Source organism: Catenulispora sp. GP43 (genome assembly GCF_041260665.1).
Lineage (GTDB): Bacteria > Actinomycetota > Actinomycetes > Streptomycetales > Catenulisporaceae > Catenulispora.
In genome coordinates this window covers 257,862-274,343 of sequence record NZ_JBGCCT010000015.1, presented here as the reverse complement: position 1 = coordinate 274,343, position 16,482 = coordinate 257,862, and the positions used below count along the sequence as shown (strand labels likewise).

At 71.0% G+C, this 16,482-nt stretch carries 13 protein-coding genes; 3 read left to right on the top strand and 10 right to left on the bottom strand.

Translation table 11 applies throughout. The annotated features are described in order from the left end of the window. Positions 1 to 986 precede the first annotated feature (986 nt). The 4 genes from ABH926_RS29070 to ABH926_RS29055 all read right to left on the bottom strand — a co-directional run bounded on the left by ABH926_RS29070 (position 987) and on the right by ABH926_RS29055 (position 5,649). Positions 987 to 1,925: a carbohydrate ABC transporter permease gene (locus ABH926_RS29070; RefSeq protein WP_370369011.1), complete on the bottom strand. Its 939-nt coding sequence runs from the start codon at positions 1,923 to 1,925 to the stop codon at positions 987 to 989. Positions 1,926 to 1,944: 19 nt separating this feature from the next. Then, positions 1,945 to 2,892, bottom strand: a complete 948-nt coding sequence (locus ABH926_RS29065; protein ID WP_370369010.1) for a carbohydrate ABC transporter permease — start codon at positions 2,890 to 2,892, stop codon at positions 1,945 to 1,947. 100 nt (positions 2,893 to 2,992) lie between these two features. After that, positions 2,993 to 4,453: an N-acetylglucosamine/diacetylchitobiose ABC transporter substrate-binding protein gene (gene ngcE / locus ABH926_RS29060; protein ID WP_370369009.1), complete on the bottom strand. Its 1,461-nt coding sequence runs from the start codon at positions 4,451 to 4,453 to the stop codon at positions 2,993 to 2,995. Positions 4,454 to 4,623: 170 nt separating this feature from the next. After that, a complete protein-coding gene (locus ABH926_RS29055; RefSeq protein WP_370369008.1) occupies positions 4,624 to 5,649 on the bottom strand; it encodes an N-acetylglucosamine kinase in 1,026 nt (341 codons plus the stop codon). 357 nt (positions 5,650 to 6,006) lie between these two features. Between ABH926_RS29055 and ABH926_RS29050 the strand changes: the two genes are divergently transcribed. After that, positions 6,007 to 7,176: a LacI family DNA-binding transcriptional regulator gene (locus tag ABH926_RS29050; protein WP_370369007.1), complete on the top strand. Its 1,170-nt coding sequence runs from the start codon at positions 6,007 to 6,009 to the stop codon at positions 7,174 to 7,176. Positions 7,177 to 7,331: 155 nt separating this feature from the next. Here the strand turns inward: ABH926_RS29050 and ABH926_RS29045 are convergent, their stop codons facing one another. From ABH926_RS29045 to ABH926_RS29030, 4 genes are all read right to left on the bottom strand, one after another. Next, positions 7,332 to 7,931, bottom strand: a complete 600-nt coding sequence (locus ABH926_RS29045) for a hypothetical protein (protein ID WP_370369006.1) — start codon at positions 7,929 to 7,931, stop codon at positions 7,332 to 7,334. Positions 7,932 to 8,030: 99 nt separating this feature from the next. Then, entirely contained in the window at positions 8,031 to 9,659 is a 1,629-nt protein-coding gene (locus ABH926_RS29040) for a bifunctional aspartate transaminase/aspartate 4-decarboxylase (protein WP_370369020.1), read from the bottom strand. Between the two features lie 213 nt (positions 9,660 to 9,872). After that, positions 9,873 to 10,154: a hypothetical protein gene (locus tag ABH926_RS29035; protein WP_370369005.1), complete on the bottom strand. Its 282-nt coding sequence runs from the start codon at positions 10,152 to 10,154 to the stop codon at positions 9,873 to 9,875. A 175-nt stretch (positions 10,155 to 10,329) separates the two neighbouring features. Further along, the gene (locus tag ABH926_RS29030; RefSeq protein WP_370369004.1) at positions 10,330 to 10,914 is read right to left on the bottom strand and encodes a DUF421 domain-containing protein; all 585 of its coding nucleotides are present in this window, start codon (positions 10,912 to 10,914) and stop codon (positions 10,330 to 10,332) included. Positions 10,915 to 11,078: 164 nt separating this feature from the next. Here ABH926_RS29030 and ABH926_RS29025 point away from each other — a divergent pair, with 164 nt between their 5' ends. Then, positions 11,079 to 11,681, top strand: coding sequence for a hypothetical protein (locus ABH926_RS29025; RefSeq protein WP_370369003.1), 603 nt, complete (start codon positions 11,079 to 11,081; stop codon positions 11,679 to 11,681). A 511-nt stretch (positions 11,682 to 12,192) separates the two neighbouring features. Then, positions 12,193 to 14,499 carry a YbhN family protein gene (locus ABH926_RS29020; protein ID WP_370369002.1) on the top strand — a complete coding sequence of 769 codons (2,307 nt, stop codon included), beginning with the start codon at positions 12,193 to 12,195 and terminating at the stop codon, positions 14,497 to 14,499. Here ABH926_RS29020 and ABH926_RS29015 read toward each other — a convergent pair. Together ABH926_RS29015 and ABH926_RS29010 are read right to left on the bottom strand one after the other, a co-directional pair. Beyond that, on the bottom strand, positions 14,494 to 15,180 hold the full coding sequence (locus ABH926_RS29015; RefSeq protein WP_370369001.1) for a response regulator: 687 nt from the start codon (positions 15,178 to 15,180) through the stop codon (positions 14,494 to 14,496). The two genes, ABH926_RS29020 and ABH926_RS29015, sit on opposite strands and share 6 nt — an antisense overlap. Then, on the bottom strand, positions 15,177 to 16,478 hold the full coding sequence (locus ABH926_RS29010; protein ID WP_370369000.1) for a sensor histidine kinase: 1,302 nt from the start codon (positions 16,476 to 16,478) through the stop codon (positions 15,177 to 15,179). The genes ABH926_RS29015 and ABH926_RS29010 overlap by 4 nt, the downstream gene beginning before the upstream one ends. Between the last annotated feature and the right edge of the window lie 4 nt (positions 16,479 to 16,482).

The window sequence follows — 16,482 nt, the reverse complement described above, 5'->3', positions numbered from 1 at the left end:
CCACACGTGCTCGATGCGGGCAGCACCGTGCAGGCACATTTTCGCGCCGACCCAACGGCGCGGCAACGCGCCATCCCTACTCGCTCCGGGGATGGAGGGTTGCGCTGTCGAGCGGCGGTCGCTGCTTGTGGTCGCCTCTGTCCCGGATTCCCCGTCGCATCGGCGCCTGACGGAAGCAGACCGGTCCGGTGGTGTAAAGCCGGATCGCTGCTGCTGTGGTCTGGTATCAGCGGCTTGACACCACCGGCCCGGTCAGCTTGGCTACGCCCGCCGACGCGACGGGGAATCCGGGACAACCCCCTGCATGGGATACGGATCCATGTGTCACACGCAGGTCGGCCCTCGATAGCCGACTCGCGTGTGACACATGGATCCGTCTTCCACCAACAGGCGGGGTTGTTTCGGTTCCCTCGTCGCTGTCGGCGGGCTCTGCCAACCATTCCGGACTGGCGGTGTCAAGTCGGACGAAAACCGGCCACAGCAACAGCGATCCGACTTGATACCGCCAGGCCGGGATGGTTCCGTTTACGGCGACGACAGCGACGAGGGAACCGAGACAGTGGCGACCAACATTCGGACCGCCACCCACGCGGGGTCTTGTGATCCCTCCGAGCAGAGGCCCCGGCCGGAGGCCCCTGCCTTTGACTTCAGGTGCCCACCAAACGCGGCCGCCAGCCGCCAACCCAACGCGTGCGCAGTGACTCGGACCGGTGCGCGGTCGTGTTCAGCCACGACCGCCGGCCGCCAGTGCGTCGCCTGGCACACCACCGAACTGCGCCACCAACGAATCCCGTAAACCATGCGCGAAGCCGTAAAAAGCTTCTAAACCCACCATCCAGCCGCACCGGCACCGGCACCGCCCCCCGGCACCGGCACCGCCCCCCGGCACCGGCACCGCCCCCCGGCACCGGCACCGCCCCCCGGCACCGGCACCGCCCCCCGGCACCGGCACCGGCACCCGGCACCGGCACCGGCACCCGCCATGCCTACTTCAGCGTGCCCGCCGTCAGGCCCGCCTGCACCTGCCGCTGGAACGACAGGTACACCGCCATCACCGGCAGCATCGCGATCGTCATCCCGGCGAACAGCGCCGGGAAGTCGCCGCTGTACCCCTGCGCCACCATCAGTGACACCAGGCCCTGCGACAGCATGTAGTGCGGCGCCTCGCCGTGCTGGGACTGCATCAGCACCACCGGCAGCAGGTACTGGTTCCACTGGCCCAGGATGTTGAAGATGCCCACGCTGATCAGGCCGGGCTTGGCCATGGGCAGCATCACCTGGAAGAAGGCCCGGGTGTGGGAGGCGCCGTCGATCAGGGCCGCCTCGTACACCGCCGACGGGAGTGTCCGGAAGAACGAGTGCAGGAAGAACACGGTGAACGGCATCGAGAACGCGACGTACACCAGGATCAGGCCCTGGTACGTGTTCAGCATGTGCAGCTTGCTCACCTGGAAGAACAACGGAACCAGGGCCAGGTACACCGGCAGCATCACGCCGCTGACGAACAGGTAGTAGATGAACCTGTTGCCCCGGAACTCGAAGCGGGCCAGGACGTAGGCCGCCATCGCCCCGAACAGCATCGTCAGGGACACCGAGAACACCAGGACGATGACCGTGTCCTTCAGGTACGTGCTGATGCCGGTGTGCCAGGCGCGGGAGAAGGCGTCGAAGGACCAGTGGTGCGGCCAGGACCAGGCGCTGCCGTTGAGCTCGCTGCTGTTCTTGAACGCGCCGAGGACCACCCACAGGACCGGGCCCAGGACCATGATCGCCCAGACTCCCATGAAGCCGGTGCCGAACACGTTCAGGGTCGCGCCGGATTCGCCGAAGCGGCGGGAGCGTTCGCCGCCGCCGGGTTTGCCTCCTGCTTTGCCCGCCGTTGCGGGGGGCGCCGCGGGAGGGGTCTGCGTCATATCGGCTGCCATGTCGTCTTGTCCTCCGCGCTCAGTACTCGAGGCGCTCGCGGCGCGTGGCGCGCATGACGACGAGCGAAAGGATCAGGGTGATGAAGAAGATGACGACGCCCATCGCGCACGCGTAGCCGGCCTTGCCCAGCACCTGGAAGTTGCGCATCAGGTAGGTCGCCAGGACCTCGCCGTGCTCGTCGGGGCCGCCGCCGAAGCTGGAGCCCGGGGTCAGGGTGGCGACCAGGGCGAAGGCGTCCATCGCGGCCACCGCCAGGTACACCCAGGCGGTCTGGACCGAGTCCCACAGCAGCGGCATCGTGACCTTGAAGTAGGTCTGGGTCCGGCCGGCGCCGTCGAGCAGGGCCGCCTCGTAGTAGTCGCGCGGGATCTGCTGCATGGCCGCGGAGAACAGCACCAGGTAGAAGCCGACCCACTGCCACACCAGGATGAACATGATGCACCAGAGCACGAACGTGGGGGAGTTCAGGAACTCCCAGGGGTGGTTCGCGTCGGTCAGCCCGAGCTTGATGACCACGGCGTTGAACAGGCCGACGCTGTTGGACTCGTAGGCGGCCTGGAACAGGATCACGATGATCGCGACCGAGAGGACCTGCGGGAAGAAGAAGACGATCCGGAAGAAGGCCGAGCCCCGGATCCCCCGCACGCCGCCGATCCCGCCCTTGCGTCCGCCCACGTTCAGCATGAAGGCGAAGAACATCGCCAGGATGATGGTGACGGTGGGGAACACGATCAGGATGATCATGTTGTGGGTGAGGGCCTTGAGGAAGATCGAGTCGTGGAACAGGTCCACGTAGTTCTTCAGCCCCACCACCTTGCTAGGCGGCGCGACGCCGCTCCACTCGGTGAGGGAGTAGCCGAAGGTCTCCACGTAGGGCCAGATGACGAAGATCAAATAGACCGCGAGCGGCCCCGCGAGGAACGAGGCGATGAACAGCCGCTCTCTGGTCTTCTTGCGCAGCCGCATGGCGCGAGCTCCCGGGAGGGTCGGGGAGGGGTGGGACGGGTGGGGCCGCGGACGCCGGGCCGGTGCCGGCGCGGCGTCCACGGTGGGGAAGCGGGACGCCTCAGCTGGTGCTGGTGGGCCGCTTGAACTTCTGCACCGAGGAGTCGGCGGCGCACTTGTCGGCCGCGGTCTGCGCGCGGCTGATGAAGTCGGCCGGCTTGATCTTGTTGGCCATCAGCTGGCCCATCGCGTCCTCGAGGTCCTTCTCCATCTGGGAGTACCAGTTGAGGTAGTACCACGAGATGATCTGGCCGTTGGCCGCCTGGTACAGGTCGTTGCTGGACTTGGTGCCCGGCTTGAGCTTGGCCTCGATGTCCGGGGTGATGGAGTCCTTCACCACCGACAGCGAGTTCGCGTTCTGGGCGAACGAGGCGCCGCCGGCCTTGGAGCACATGATGCGCAGGAACTCCAGGCCGCCGGCCTGGTTCTTGGCCTTGCTCGGCACGATGAACGGCTCGCCGGCGCCGGCCCGGATCGCGGTCTGCGCCATCTTGTCGCCGTCCAGCGAGGGCATGGCGAACACGGCCATGTCGAAGCCGGCCGGGGTGGCGGCCATCTGCTCGTTCTCCAGCCACGAGCCGCAGGGGATGACCGCGGCCTTGCCCTGGTTCCACAGCGTCTGGGACTGGATGTGGGTCAGGCCCTCGGTGCCCGGGAGCATGTAGCCCTTGTCCACCAGCTCGTAGATGGCGTTGACGCTGTTCACGACCGCGTCGGCCTTCCAGGCGTTGGGCTCCAGGTTGTCGATGGCCGTCTGCACGTCCGGGCCGCCGTTCTTGGCGACCAGGTCCATCAGCGGAACCATCATGTAGTACGGGTACTTGCCCTGGTGCGCGAACGGGGCCATGCCGCTGGCCTTTATGGTCGCGCACAGCGTCATGAAGTCGGCCCACGTGGTGGGGATCTGCCAGTTGTTCTTCTTGAACGTCGAGGCGGAGTACCACAGGCCGAACACGGTGAACGCGTAGTTCAGCGAGAACATGCTCTGGCCGAGCTGGCCGGTCTCGATGGTGCCGGCCAGCAGGGTGTCGCGGACCTTCTTGCTCGGGTCGTCGATCGAGGGCGCGTTCAGCAGCTGGTCCAGGTTGGTCAGCTGGCCGCTGGAGTTCAGCACGTCCAGCTTCAGCTGCTGGGCGCCGGAGTCGTCGATGACGTCCGGCGGGCTGCCGGCGTTGAAGCGCGGCTGCAGGTCGCCGGTGAGGTTCTGGCCGCTGTGGTGCGAGACCGCGGCGCCGGGGAAGCTCTTGGTGTACAGCGACTCGAAGGCCTTGGCGTAGTCGTCGCCGTAGCCGCCCTTGAAGATGTAGACGTCCAGCGGGCTCGAGGCCTTCACGCCGAACGGGTTCTTCGGGTCCGAGGAGTTCGCGGCGGTCGAGGAGTTGCTGCTGCTCTTGCTGCTGCCGCTGCCGGCCGCGCACCCGGCCGCCAGGGCCGAGCCGGGGCCGACCATGGCCGCGATCGCGGCCGAGCGGACCAACATCTGCCGGCGGGAGACGTCGGCGGGCAGACCGTGTTCTGACACTGTGGTTCTCCTGATCGACGAGAAGCGGTGCGCCGGGGGGTTCCGGCTGGTGAGGGAGGTGCGCTCGTGCGGTGTGCTCAGGTGATGCGAGTGCTCGGCCGTACGGGGGTGCGCTGTGCTGTCTGGTGGGACTTCTTTGCTCGAGTTGCTCGGTAGGGTATGAGATTTTGTCAGCTGGCGGTAGGTATCGAAAACAATCGCTCACGGACCTCCGGTGGCGGCACCGGTCCGACGCGGGCCAGAGCGAGCCAGGCGGCGGCCGCCGCGCCGTCCAGCGCCTCGCTCACCGGGGCGTCCGGCCAGCGCTCGCGCAGCATCCGCCGCACGCGCTCGGCAACCGGTGTCGGATTGGTCAGGATGCTTCCGGCCAGCACGATCGGGCTGGCCGCGCCGGAACTGCGGACGGTGGACAGGGTCTGCGCCAGGTGCTCGACGGCGCGGTCGGCGATCGCTTCGGCGACCGGGTCCGCGGCCTGGCATGCGGTGGACAGCAGCGGAGCCAGGCGGGCCAGCGCGGTCGGGGGTTCGGACATCACCGCGGCCACCAGGTCGCGGGCGGTCAGGCGCGGCTCGTCCGCGCCGGACGCTGAATCGGTACCCGGCGCCGTCGCGCGCAACCGCAACGATTCGATCACGAGACCGGTGAGCACGGTCGCCGGGCCCTCGCCGTCCAACTCGGCCATCGCCGCGAGCACCGCCTGCCGCCCCAGCCAGAAACCGGAGCCGCGGTCGCCCAGCAGCCAGCCGTGGCCGTCGGCCCGCGCCGCCATCGCCCGGTCCTTCACGGCGATCGCGACCGCGCCGGTGCCGGACAGCAGCAGCGAGCCCTCCGCCGCGGCGGTGCCGGCCGCGAACGCGATCAGCGCGTCCGGCTCGTACTCGACCGGGCAGTCGATCCCCATGCGGGCCCAGACCTGTGTGAACGCCTGACCCCCGGGCAGGTCCTCGCCGGAGGGCAGGGCCCCGCCGCCGGCCAGGCCGAGCACGACGTGCCGCACCGCGGCCGGGTCCAGGCCGGTCAGCGCCTGCCGCACCGCCTCGGCCAGGGCGGCCGCGGCCCGCTCCGGGCCCAGGCCCGTCGGGTTGCCCCCGGAAGCGCGTCCGGCGCCCCGCCTGACGCCCTGCGGCGTGACCGCCAGAACCCGCGTCGACGTACCGCCGACGTCGAGTCCGAGGACCAGCGCCTCGTCGGTCATGGTGGGTGTCGCCTCTCCGCATCCGGGTGGAACGTTTCAATTCCGCGTTGCGTGGAACTTAGAACCCGGATAATGCGACGTCAAGGGTTGACCTTGAAGTGCAACGGTAAAGATGCGGAAGGTATACGGTACGGCGCAGCGGATACCGCCGCCGGTCCTTGAAACGTTCCAAAGGGGCTGGCGTCCCCTGGCGGCCTGTCTAGACCTGTGGCCGCCCCGGTTCCGACTGTGCCACACAAACCGCAGGCGGTCTAGACCGCCCCGGGCCGTGCCCGAAACAGGATGTTGACTGCGGTGAGCGCAGCCGTTTAGCCTCCTCGGCACGGCACCGGGCGGATCGGGATACAAGGGGCGTGCGTGACGAAGAGCGCGGGCATGCGAGATGTGGCCCAACTGGCCGGGGTGTCGGTCGGCACGGTGTCGAACGTGCTGAACCGTCCCGACGCGGTGTCCCCGGGCACCCGGGCGCGGGTGCAGGCGGCGATCGCCGAGCTGGGATTCGTGCGCAGCGAGAGCGCGCGCCTGCTGCGCGCCGGCAGCAGCCAGGTGCTCGCGCTGCTCGCGCTGGACCTGGCCGACCCGTTCTTCGTCGGCGTGCTGCGCGGCGCCGAACAGGCCGCCCGCGCCGCGGACCTCGGCGTCCTGGTGATGGACAGTGCCTCCAGCGCCGCCACCGAGGCCACGCACCTGGTGATGCTCGCACAGCAGCGCGTCCGCGGCGTGCTCGTGACCCCGGCGGACGTCAGCGGCGCGACGCTGGCGGAGTTCGGCCGCGCGCGGATCCCGTACGTGCTGGTGGATCGCGACATACCGGGCGGAACCGGATGCCGGGTGCTGGTGGACGACGTCGCCGGCGGCGCGATGGCGGTGGCGCACCTGATCGCGGCCGGACACCGGCGGATCGCCTACGTCCCGGGGCCCCTGGAGCTGCCGCAGTACCGTGACCGGCTGGAAGGCGCGCGACTGGCGGTGGCCGAGGCCGCTGAAGCCGCTGAAGCCGCCGGGGCCGCAGACCGCGGCGTGGAGCTGGTGCTGCTGCCGGGCGCGCGGGCCGACGTGGCCGCGGGCCGCGACGCCGCGGCACGGATGCTCGGGCTGGGGGAGCGGCCGACGGGGGTGTTCTGCGGCAACGACCTGATCGCCTTGGGGGTGCTGCAGGGGCTGTTCGCCGCCGGGGTGACGGTGCCGGGGGACGTGGCCATCGTCGGGTACGACGACGCGGAGGTCGCGGCGGCGGCGGTCGTGCCGCTGTCGTCGATCCGGCGGCCCGCGACGCGGGTCGGGCAGGCCGCCGCCGAGCTCTTGGTGGAGGAGAGCGGGGCGGCGGCGGGGGAGCATGTGCACCGGGAGCTGGTGTTCCAGCCGGAGCTGGTGGTGCGCGCTTCCAGCTTGGGTTCCGTTTCGGCCGCTGCTGTTCCGACCAATGCTGTTCCGACCAATGCTGCTCCGACCAATACTGCTCCGGCTACTGCTGCTCCGGCTGTGCCGACGCCTCCGGTGCCTTCGGCTCGAAACCCGGACAGCTGAGCACCGGCAGCCGCGGATACCTCGGGAAACGCGGGTCGTCGGCGGCGCGGGTGCAGCGCCAGTAGACGGTGCCCTTGCGGGTCTCGTTCCGGTGAACGTGGATGCACACCGCGCACAAGCCGGGATCGGGCCCATCGGGTTTCGGCCCGGCGTGCTCAGACATGCGCCGTTCCGCCGTCGGCCGCCATCGCCGCGGCGATCTTCCGGTTCGTCTCGGCCCACCGCTCGGCCTCGACCTTCGGCAGCACGTCCTCCCAGATCAGCAGACACGAGCCGCGCATCTGCAGCATGCCCTCCGGCCGTGCCGAGAACCACCAGTGCAGATGGTCCCCGCCGTCGCCGAAGCGCGCCACGTGCACCCGCGCTATCCCGCCCAGACCCACGATCACCCGCTCGACACGCTGGAACAGCGCCCCCAACTCGGCGGCGCGCTCGGCGGGCAGGTCCGCCAGATCGCAGTGCACCCGCGGCTCCAGCATCAGCAGCGCCGGGATCGACGCCTCGGGGAACGTCCGCAGCCGCCAGTGCTCGTCGGTCCAGATGTAGTCGGAGTCCGGCGCGGCACACGGCTTGCACGGAGTGCCGCCCGGCGCGCCGTTGCGCGGGGGCTCGGGCAGCACCGGCGGCTGGAGCTTCTTCACCCGCAGGTCGCCCTCGAAGGGGAAGATCTCCCAGCCCGGGATGCCGTCGGCGTCGAAGGGGATGTCCTCGCCGATGGGGAGGTGCTTGACGTATTCGCTGGGTTCGGTCGTCATGGTTCAGCAGGATAGCCACCGGCCGGCGGCAAAGGATCTTCGCCTTCGCCGCCGGCCGGGTGTGACGTGCCGATGTCCGCCGCCGCGTACTCTCTCAGCTCACTTCTTCGTCTTCAGCCACTCGTCCTTGTACTCGCCCATGATCGAGTGCAGATGATGCCCGATCTTCAGGTAGTCCAGGTCGTCCAGGTTCGCCAGCGACACCCGCACCGACCACCCGGGCCCGTCGAACCCGCCGCCGTTCAGCAACACCACCGAGGACTGGTGCGCCAGCCGGAACTCCACATCGGTGGGCTCGTAGTTCTGCTCCAGGTACTCGGCGAACTCCTTGCTCTCGAAGGCCTCGGCCTCGGCGAGGATGTCGAGCTCGACGTAGTAGCAGGCGCGCCTCGGGTCGTCGCTGATGTGGTGGACGCCGATGCCCTCCATCAGCAGGTCCAGGCGGCGGTGCACGATCGTGCGCAGCAGCTCCTTGTACTCCTGGCCCTCGGGCAGCAGGTCGAACAGGGAGAACAGCATCATCATCGTCTGCTGCCCGGTGGACAGGCCGGCGGTGTGGTTCAGCGCGACCGAGCGGCTGTCGGCGACCAGCCGGTCGATGAACTTGATCTTGCCCGGCCGCGGCGCCAGCGTGCGGTAGCGCTCGGCCAGCTCCTCCTTCTTCGCCTTCGGCAGCTTGGCGAGCATCTTGTCGAAGACGTTGTCCTCGGCCAGCGCGATCACCCCGAGCCGGTGGGCGGTCGCGCCGTAGTGCTTGGACCACGAGTAGACCAGCGCCGTGTTGCGCGGGCAGGTGGCGGCCAGCGAGCGGAAGCCGGGGACGAAGGTGCCGTAGACGTCGTCGGTGATGATCGCCAGGTTCGGGTTCCTGGTCCGCACGATGTCCGCGATGCGGTCGCGCACCCGGTCGGACAACGCCATCGACGGCGGGTTCGAGGGGTTCACCAGCATCAGGGCCTTGACCTTCGGGTCGGCCAGCCGGTCGATCTCGGAGTCGGGATAGCGCCACATGTGGACGCCCTCCTCGGTCATCATGTCCGCCTTCACCTGGACCACGTCGAAGGAGTAGCGCTCCAGCTCCGGGATCTCGATGTACGGGGTGAAGATCGGCGTCATCAGGGCGATGGTGTCGCCCTTGTGCAGGATGCCGTTGGTGACCAGCGTGTCGAACAGGTAGCACATGGCCGCCGTGCCGCCCTCGGTCGGGAAGACGTCGACCCGGCCCGGCGTCTTGCCGCCGTACATCTCCTTGGCCAGGTAGGCGCGCACCACTTCCTGGCAGTGGCCCAGGACGCGCGGCGGATCGGGGTAGTGGTCGCCGATCCAGGCGTCGGTGAGCTCGCCGATCCACGCGTCGGCGTCGAACTTCAGCCTGGTGACGCCGTAGTCGACCATGTCCCGCAGCAGCCGGACGCCGGCCATCCCCGGATTGGCCAGGCAGAAGCGGTCGAAGCGCACGGCGCTGCCGGCCGCCTCCGGCATCCCCCCGAGGTTGTCCATGGTCCACACCCGCCGGGACTCCTGCAGCGCGAAGGCACCCAGCGCCAGGTAGGCCTCGCGCGGACCGGTGGCGATCCAGTTGGGGTTGCCCCGCCCGGTGTTGAGCAGCTGCGCCGCGGACTTCTTGTGGGTGTCGGCGGCCAGGGCGATCAGCTCGCCCTTGAGCTCGAAGGGGCTCAGCGCCGACCACTCCTTGATCTTGGAGAGGGAGACGCCGGCCGACGTGATGGTGGAGGGCACGCGCTTGCGCGGAGCGCCGTTCTTCGGGCTGCCGTTCTTGGCCATACCGTTCTTGGCGACGTTGTTCTTAGCGCGGCCGTTCTTGGCACGCGCCGAGCTCTTCTTCTCCGAGGTGGTGGCGGTCATGCTGCGAGGTGATCACGCGGCACCGCGCCGAGCGCGCCGGGCTGCGCCGTAGGTGTGATGAAACCCGCCGCCCGCCTAAGGCTCCGGATACGTCCCGGGATCGGCCGGGTTCCCCGGCTGCCAGTCCCGCCCGAGCCGGTTCATGGCCTCGTCGATCCGGTCCCGCTCCTCGGCGCGCAGCACGGCGGCGGCCTCCTCCCCGTCGGCGGCGGCCTCCCGCTCCGCGCGCTTCTGCGAACGCCGGAAGGCCAGCAACCCCCCGGCGGCGATGGCCGCCAACGAGGCCCACACCATGGGCCGGTTCCACCACGACCCGCCGCCGTGCAGGGCCACCACCGAGGCGAGCACGGCATGCATCAGGAACTCCCGTCGCCGACCGGGGCGCGCCGTCGCGCCCGAAGTGGGCACCATGATTTCCGGACGCGCGCGGCCCGGACGCCGTGACACGCCCGCACCGGGGGCACGGTGCCCCGATCGGATGATTCAGCCGATGGTCGGTGGGGCCGCCTGCCACATCTATTGGCTGCTCCGCCTATCCATTCCGCAGCAGCAACATGTCCAGCCGCTCCTGGATCCTGGCCAGATCCGCTCTGATGTTCTCCACGTCGCCCCGGTCCGCCCCCTCCTCGCTCTCCTTGAGCTCGATCAGCATCCCCCCGCCCGGCGCGATCACCATCTCCCGCACATCGCTCACGTGCTCGGCACCCTGCTTCCGCGACGACGCGATCACGTCCGCCGGCCGCAGCGCCAGCCGCCGCAGCGTCCTGATCTGCAGCTTGCCGTCCCGGATCAGCACGCTGGGCGTCCCTTCCAACACCCGTTCCAGCCGCGGCGTGCGGTCGCTCAGGTACGCCTGAAGCCGCACGAACAGCGCGTTCACCGTGATCAGCACCGTCGCGCCGTAGATCCCGCCGATCAGCGAGTTGTCGGGCCCGATCACCGCGTTCTGCACCACGTTCGACAGCAGCAGCACCACCGACAGGTCCAGCGTGTTGAGCTGCGCCAGCTCCCGCTTCCCGGCCAGCCGCAGCAGGATCACGATCGTGGCGTAGACGATGATCGTGCGCAGGGTCTTGTCGCCGTAGGAGATGCCGGTGTCGAACAAGTCGTGCCACATGAGCCCATTGTCCGCAGAGCCAGCTCACGCGGCGGGGAGGCGGCGCTGGGCCGAACGGGTGGCGGCGCTCCCCGGCGGCGTAGCCCCGGGTGCGGCACGCCACGCGCGGTGTTCGACTGCTGAGGGTTCGGCAAGCGGGTACGGACAGACACCTCGGAGGCCTGATGATCGGGCTGGCGGCGGCAGCCATCCTGCTCGCGCCGCTGTCCGCGCCCGCCGGCGGCCACCCCGCCCCGCTGTCGGTGGCCGTCCAGGCCAGCGGCGCCCAGGACGTGTCCTACGCCATCGAGGTGCGCAACACCACCGACCAGACGGTCACCGACGCGGTGATCACCCAGCAACTCCCCCCGGGCCTGGACTACGTCGCCGCCACCCCGGCCCCGCACCGCACCGGCCGCCACCTGAGCCGGACCCTCACCATCCCCGCCCACGGCACCGCCCGCATCGCCACCACCGGCGCCGCGGGCCACCACCTCGCCGCCCGCCCCCTGGACCACGTGACCCAGGCCGGCCCCGAGCACCACGGCCACCGCCAGCCGCTGACAACGGTCTGCGCCCGCGAAGACACCGGCCCCCAGTCCTGCGCGACCGGCCGCGGCGCCCTCCGACCGCAAACCGTGTCCGACAGGGAACGCGGCACCCTCGTGACCGCCGGAGCCGCCACCGCAACGATCGCGGCCCTGCTCGCCGGTACGCGCCTCCGGCGACGCCGACGCCGACGCCGGCGCACGGCGGGCGCGCTGGAGCGAGCCGGCGTTGAAGGCTGATTCGCGGGCCGGTGCGGCCGAATCGGAGGGGGCGGGTTCGGGTGCGAGCACGAGCGCGACTGCGAGCACGAGTGCGAGGGCGACTACGAGGGCGGGTGCGAGTGCAACTACGAGTGCGACTACGAGCGCGGGTACGAGGGCGGGTGCGAGCGCGCCGGCCGACCACCGGAGCGATTCGGCTGGCGCCGGCGCCGAGGCTGATTGCCGGAGCGAGTTGGCCGGCGCCCGCGCCTCAATCGACCACCGCGGCGATTTCGCCGGTGCTGATGCAAGGACCCGCGGGTCAGCCGAGCACAAAATCCCCATCCCGCCCCGCTGCTCCGGCGCGCATCTGCCGACCGCCCCCGCCTCCGCCTCCACGCCCACCCCCGCCGACACCACTCCTCCACCTCCGCCCCCACCCCCGCCGCCCGCCGACCCACCCCACCCCGCCGACCGTCCCCCCGACCCCCACCGCCGAGTCCGTCTCCCGGCCGACCGCCTCCGTCTCGTCGGCGCGGTCGCCCTGGCCGTGCTCCTGGCCGCGGCCGGGATCGTCAGCCACCGTGCCGGGTGTGACCTGCGGCAGGAGATCATCCACCGGGCGGCCGCCTTCCCCCGCTTCCTGCTCTACGTCGTGCAGGTCCTGTCCTTCCTCTCCGTGATCGCCGTACCGGTCGCCGTCGCCGTCGAGCGGCTGGTCAAGCGGGAGACCGTGCAGGTCGTCGATGCCGTCGGCGCCTCGACGCTCGCCTACCTCGCCGCGTTCGGCGTCAACATCGCCACCTCGCACTACCAGGACTCCGACGTCGCGCAGGCCATCGGCGGCACGACGCCGATGCAGGTCCAGCTCGCGGTCGGGGTCGCCGCGGTCACCATCCTCGGGTTCAGCCGCAGTCAGTACCGCAGCCTGTTCCTCAGCGCCGCCGCGCTCAGCGGGTTGGCGGTGGTGCTGCTCGGCCAGGACTCCGTCACCGGCGTGCTGCTCTCGGCGCTGCTCGGCCGGATCGTCGGGCGGGCCTGGCTCTCGGTACGCGGCGTCCTCGACACCCGCCCCGGCATCGGCCGCATCCTCGCCGAGCTCGACCACGTCGGGTTCCGCGCACATCCCGGCTCGGTCCGCGTCCTGGAACCCGGTGTCGACGGCGCGCGCCGCTTCCTCGTCACCGTCGCGGGTGACGGCCGTCGCCAAGCCCTCGACCTCGCCGTCCTCGACCAGAGCCAGCGCGCCGCCTACCTCACCTCCCGCCTCTGGCAGTGGATCCGCCTGCGCGGCCCGGTCCGCCGCCGCAGCTTCTTCTCCCTGCGCCGCACCGTCGAAAGCGAGGTCCTGATGTCCATGGCGGTCGAGGCCGCCGGCATCCGCACCCCGCGCCTGCGCACCGCGCGCCAGGTCGACCAGGACACCGCCCTGCTCGCCTACGACCACCTCGACGCCCCGCGCGTCGCCGACCTCCCCGACCGCGCCTGGACCCCCGGCCTGCACAGCGGTATCTGGGCCCTGTGGCAGCACCTGCGCTGCCGCCAGCTCGCGCACCGCGAGCTCACCACCGACCACCTCCGCCTGGACCCCTCCGGCCGGCTGTGGCTCACCGACGTCGGCTACGGCGAGATCACCGCCGAAGACCTCCTGTGCCGGCTGGACGGCGCCGAACTCCTCGTCTCCCTCGCCCTGCGCGTCGGTCCCGCCCGCGCCACCGAGGAGGCCGTCGACGCCCTCGGCGCCGCCACCGTCGCCTCCCTGCTCCCGCTGATGCAGCCGATCCTGTTCTCGGAGGGCACCGCCAAGGCCCTGCGCCGCCACCGCGCCGCCGGCGACCGCGCGGACATCGTCGGCTCCATCCGCGACCGCATCATCGCCCTGCATCCCGAGGCCGACGTCCAGCCGGTCAGCCTGGAGCGGGTCCGGCCCCGCACCGTCCTGAGCATCGTCGGCGGCACCATCGCCTTCTACCTGCTGGCCACCCAGCTCACCGGCTTCCAGGTGCCGGAGCTGAACACCTGGCAGGCCTGGGGCTGGGTCGTCGGCGCGGCCGTGGCCTCGGCGGCCACCTACGTCGCCGCCGCGTTCAACCTCCTGGGCTGCGTCAAGGAACGCGTCCCGGTCGGCACGACCGTCCTGGCCCAGGTCGCCGCCGCCTTCGCCGGCCTGGTCGCCCCGGCGTCCGTCGGCGGCCTGGCCGTCAACACCCGCTTCCTGCAGCGCACCGGCATCCCGGTGGCGCGCGCGGTGACGGCCGTGGGCGTCTCGCAGGTCATCGGCTTCGCCTGCTACCTGCTGCTGTTGCTGGTGTTCAGCGCCTTCGCCGGGAACCACCGCAAGCAGTCCGGCGGCCTGTCGGCGATCACGCCGTCGGCGACGGTGACCGGCGTGATCATCGCGCTGGCGGTGATCGCCCTGCTGATCGCGGCGATCCCGAGACTGCGCACCCTGGTGGTGAGCCGGGTCAAGCCGCTGGTCACGGACATCGGCCCGGAGTTCCTGCAGGTCGCGCGCACGCCCCGCAAGCTGGCCCAGGCCTTCGGCGGCGCGCTCGGGCTGCCGATGGCGGCCAGCGTGTGCCTGTGGGCGTCGGTGAACGCGGTGAGCGGCAGCGACGTGAACCTGGCCGCGATGGGAGTGGCCTACCTGCTGGCCAAGGCGGTGGGCTCGCTGGTGCCGACGCCCGGCGGCGTCGGCGGCGTCGAGGCGGTGCTCACCGCCGGCCTGACCGCGGCCGGGGTGCCGTCGGCCGTGGCCGCCACCTCGGTGATCGTGTTCCGGCTGCTGACGTGGTGGCTGCCGGTGATCCCGGGGTGGTTCGCGTTCACTGCTATGCAGCGGCGCGGGGCGCTATGAGGAACCGGCGCCGGGCCGCACCAGCCCCGACTCGTAAGCGATCACCACAACCTGCGCCCGATCCCGCGCCCCGAGCTTCGTCATCGCCCGGTTGACATGGGTCTTGGCCGTCAGCGGCGTGACGAACAACTGCGAGGCGATCTCCTCGTTCGACAACCCGGCGGCGACCAGCGTGACCACCTCCAGCTCGCGCGCGGTGAGCGCGTCCAGGGGAGCGGTGATGGTCGGCACGTCGGAAGCAGAGGGCTGAGCCAGGAAGCGGGCGATCAGCGTGCGGGTGGCGGCGGGGGAGAGCAGCGACTCCCCGCCGGCGACGATCCGGATCGCCCGGAGCAGCTCCTCGGGGTCCACGCCCTTGCCCAGGAATCCCCCGGCTCCGGCACGCAGTGCCTCGGCGACGTACTCGTCCTGCTCGAACGTGGTGAGAATCAGTACCTTGACGCCGGCCAGGTCCGGGTCGGCCGCGATCAGGCGGGTGGCCTCCAGTCCGTCCAGGACCGGCATCCGGATGTCCATCAGCACCAGGTCCGGGCGCAGTTCGCGGGCCAGTTTCGCGGCCGCCGCGCCGTCCCCGGCCTCGGCCACCACCTCGAAGTCCGGAGTGGAGTCCAGCAGCAGGCGGAAGGTGCCGCGCAGCAGTGCCTGGTCGTCGGCCAGCAGGATCCGGATCGGGGTGCTCACGCGAGGGCCTCCGCAGCCTTTTCGTAGGCCGCGGAAGGGTTTTCGGCCCCGTGTTTAACTCCGGTGGGAGCTCCGGTGTCAGCTCGGGCGCTCACGCCGGTGCCAGCACCGGCACCGACCCGAACCGCCAGCGGCAGCTCCGCCTCGACCCGGAACCCGCCGCCGGACCGCGGCCCCGCCGCGAACGTGCCGCCCGCCGCCTTCACCCGCTCCTGCATCCCGATCATCCCGTGCCCGGTTCCCATCCCCGACCGCGCCGGGCCCCGGCCGCCGTCGTCGTCCACGCGGATCCGTACCGCGTCCGCGGCGACCTCGATCCGCACCCGCGCCAGCGCCGACCTCCCGGCGTGCTTGTGCGTGTTCGTCAACGCCTCCTGCACGATCCGGTACGCCGTCAGCCCGGTCAGCGCCGGCAGCGGCCGGCCGGCGTCCGCGCCCGGACCGGCCATCACCACGTTCAGCCCGGCGTGGTGGAACGACTCGACCAGCGCGTCCAGATCCCCCAGGCCCGGCGCGGGTTCGCGCGGGGCCGCGGACTCGTCGCCGGCGCGCAGCAGGCCGACCGTCGCGCGCAGCTCGTCCAGGGCCGAGCGCGACGTGTCCCGGATCCGCTCCAGCGCCTCGTACGCGTGCGAGGGATCGGTCTTCATCAGGTGGTGCGCCACCCCGGCCTGGGCGTTGACCAGCGTGATGTGGTGCGCGACCACGTCGTGCAGCTCCCGGGCGATCCGCATCCGCTCCTCGGTGACGCGGCGCAGGGCCTCGTCCTCCTTGGTCCGCTCGGCGTGCTCGGCCCGCTCCATCGCCGAGGCGAGCAGCTCCCGGCGGCTGCGCGCGGCGTCGCCGACCGCCACCGCGAGCCCGACCCAGGCGATGAAGCCGAGGTTCTCAGCGAGCGCGTCCATGCCGGGCCGCAGGAACAGCGCCAGCAGGGTGATCGTGACCGCCGTCACGGCCCCGACCTTCACCGTGGTGGGCCGGTCGGAGCGCTTGGCGAAGGAGAACAGCGCGATGGCGCAGGCGATCGGCGGGATGCTCGGCACGCCCACGAACGGCATCGCCGCGACCGTCACCGCGGAGGTGCCGATCACGGCGCCCAGCGGCCACCGGCTGCGGAACAGCAGCGGGACGGCCACTGTGATCAGCAGTGCGGCCGCCACCTCGGCGCTGACGTGCTTGTGCAGCGCCGAGACGAACATGGCCGGGGACAGCAGGACCAGGTACAGCACGGTGGTCACGACGTCCCGGCTGGTCGTGCCGGGACGCAGCCACTGCTTGATCCGGTCCACAAGAGTCACCGTT

Excerpts from the sequence above, each read along its gene's own strand:
- ABH926_RS29030 (WP_370369004.1), bottom strand. The coding sequence starts at position 10,914 with ATGTGGCACGACTTGTTCGACACCGGCATCTCCTACGGCGACAAGACC.
- ABH926_RS29025 (WP_370369003.1), top strand. The coding sequence starts at position 11,079 with ATGATCGGGCTGGCGGCGGCAGCCATCCTGCTCGCGCCGCTGTCCGCG.
- ABH926_RS29035 (WP_370369005.1), bottom strand. The coding sequence starts at position 10,154 with ATGCATGCCGTGCTCGCCTCGGTGGTGGCCCTGCACGGCGGCGGGTCG.
- ABH926_RS29045 (WP_370369006.1), bottom strand. The coding sequence starts at position 7,931 with ATGACGACCGAACCCAGCGAATACGTCAAGCACCTCCCCATCGGCGAG.
- ABH926_RS29070 (WP_370369011.1), bottom strand. The coding sequence starts at position 1,925 with ATGGCAGCCGATATGACGCAGACCCCTCCCGCGGCGCCCCCCGCAACG.
- ABH926_RS29065 (WP_370369010.1), bottom strand. The coding sequence starts at position 2,892 with ATGCGGCTGCGCAAGAAGACCAGAGAGCGGCTGTTCATCGCCTCGTTC.
- ABH926_RS29055 (WP_370369008.1), bottom strand. The coding sequence starts at position 5,649 with ATGACCGACGAGGCGCTGGTCCTCGGACTCGACGTCGGCGGTACGTCG.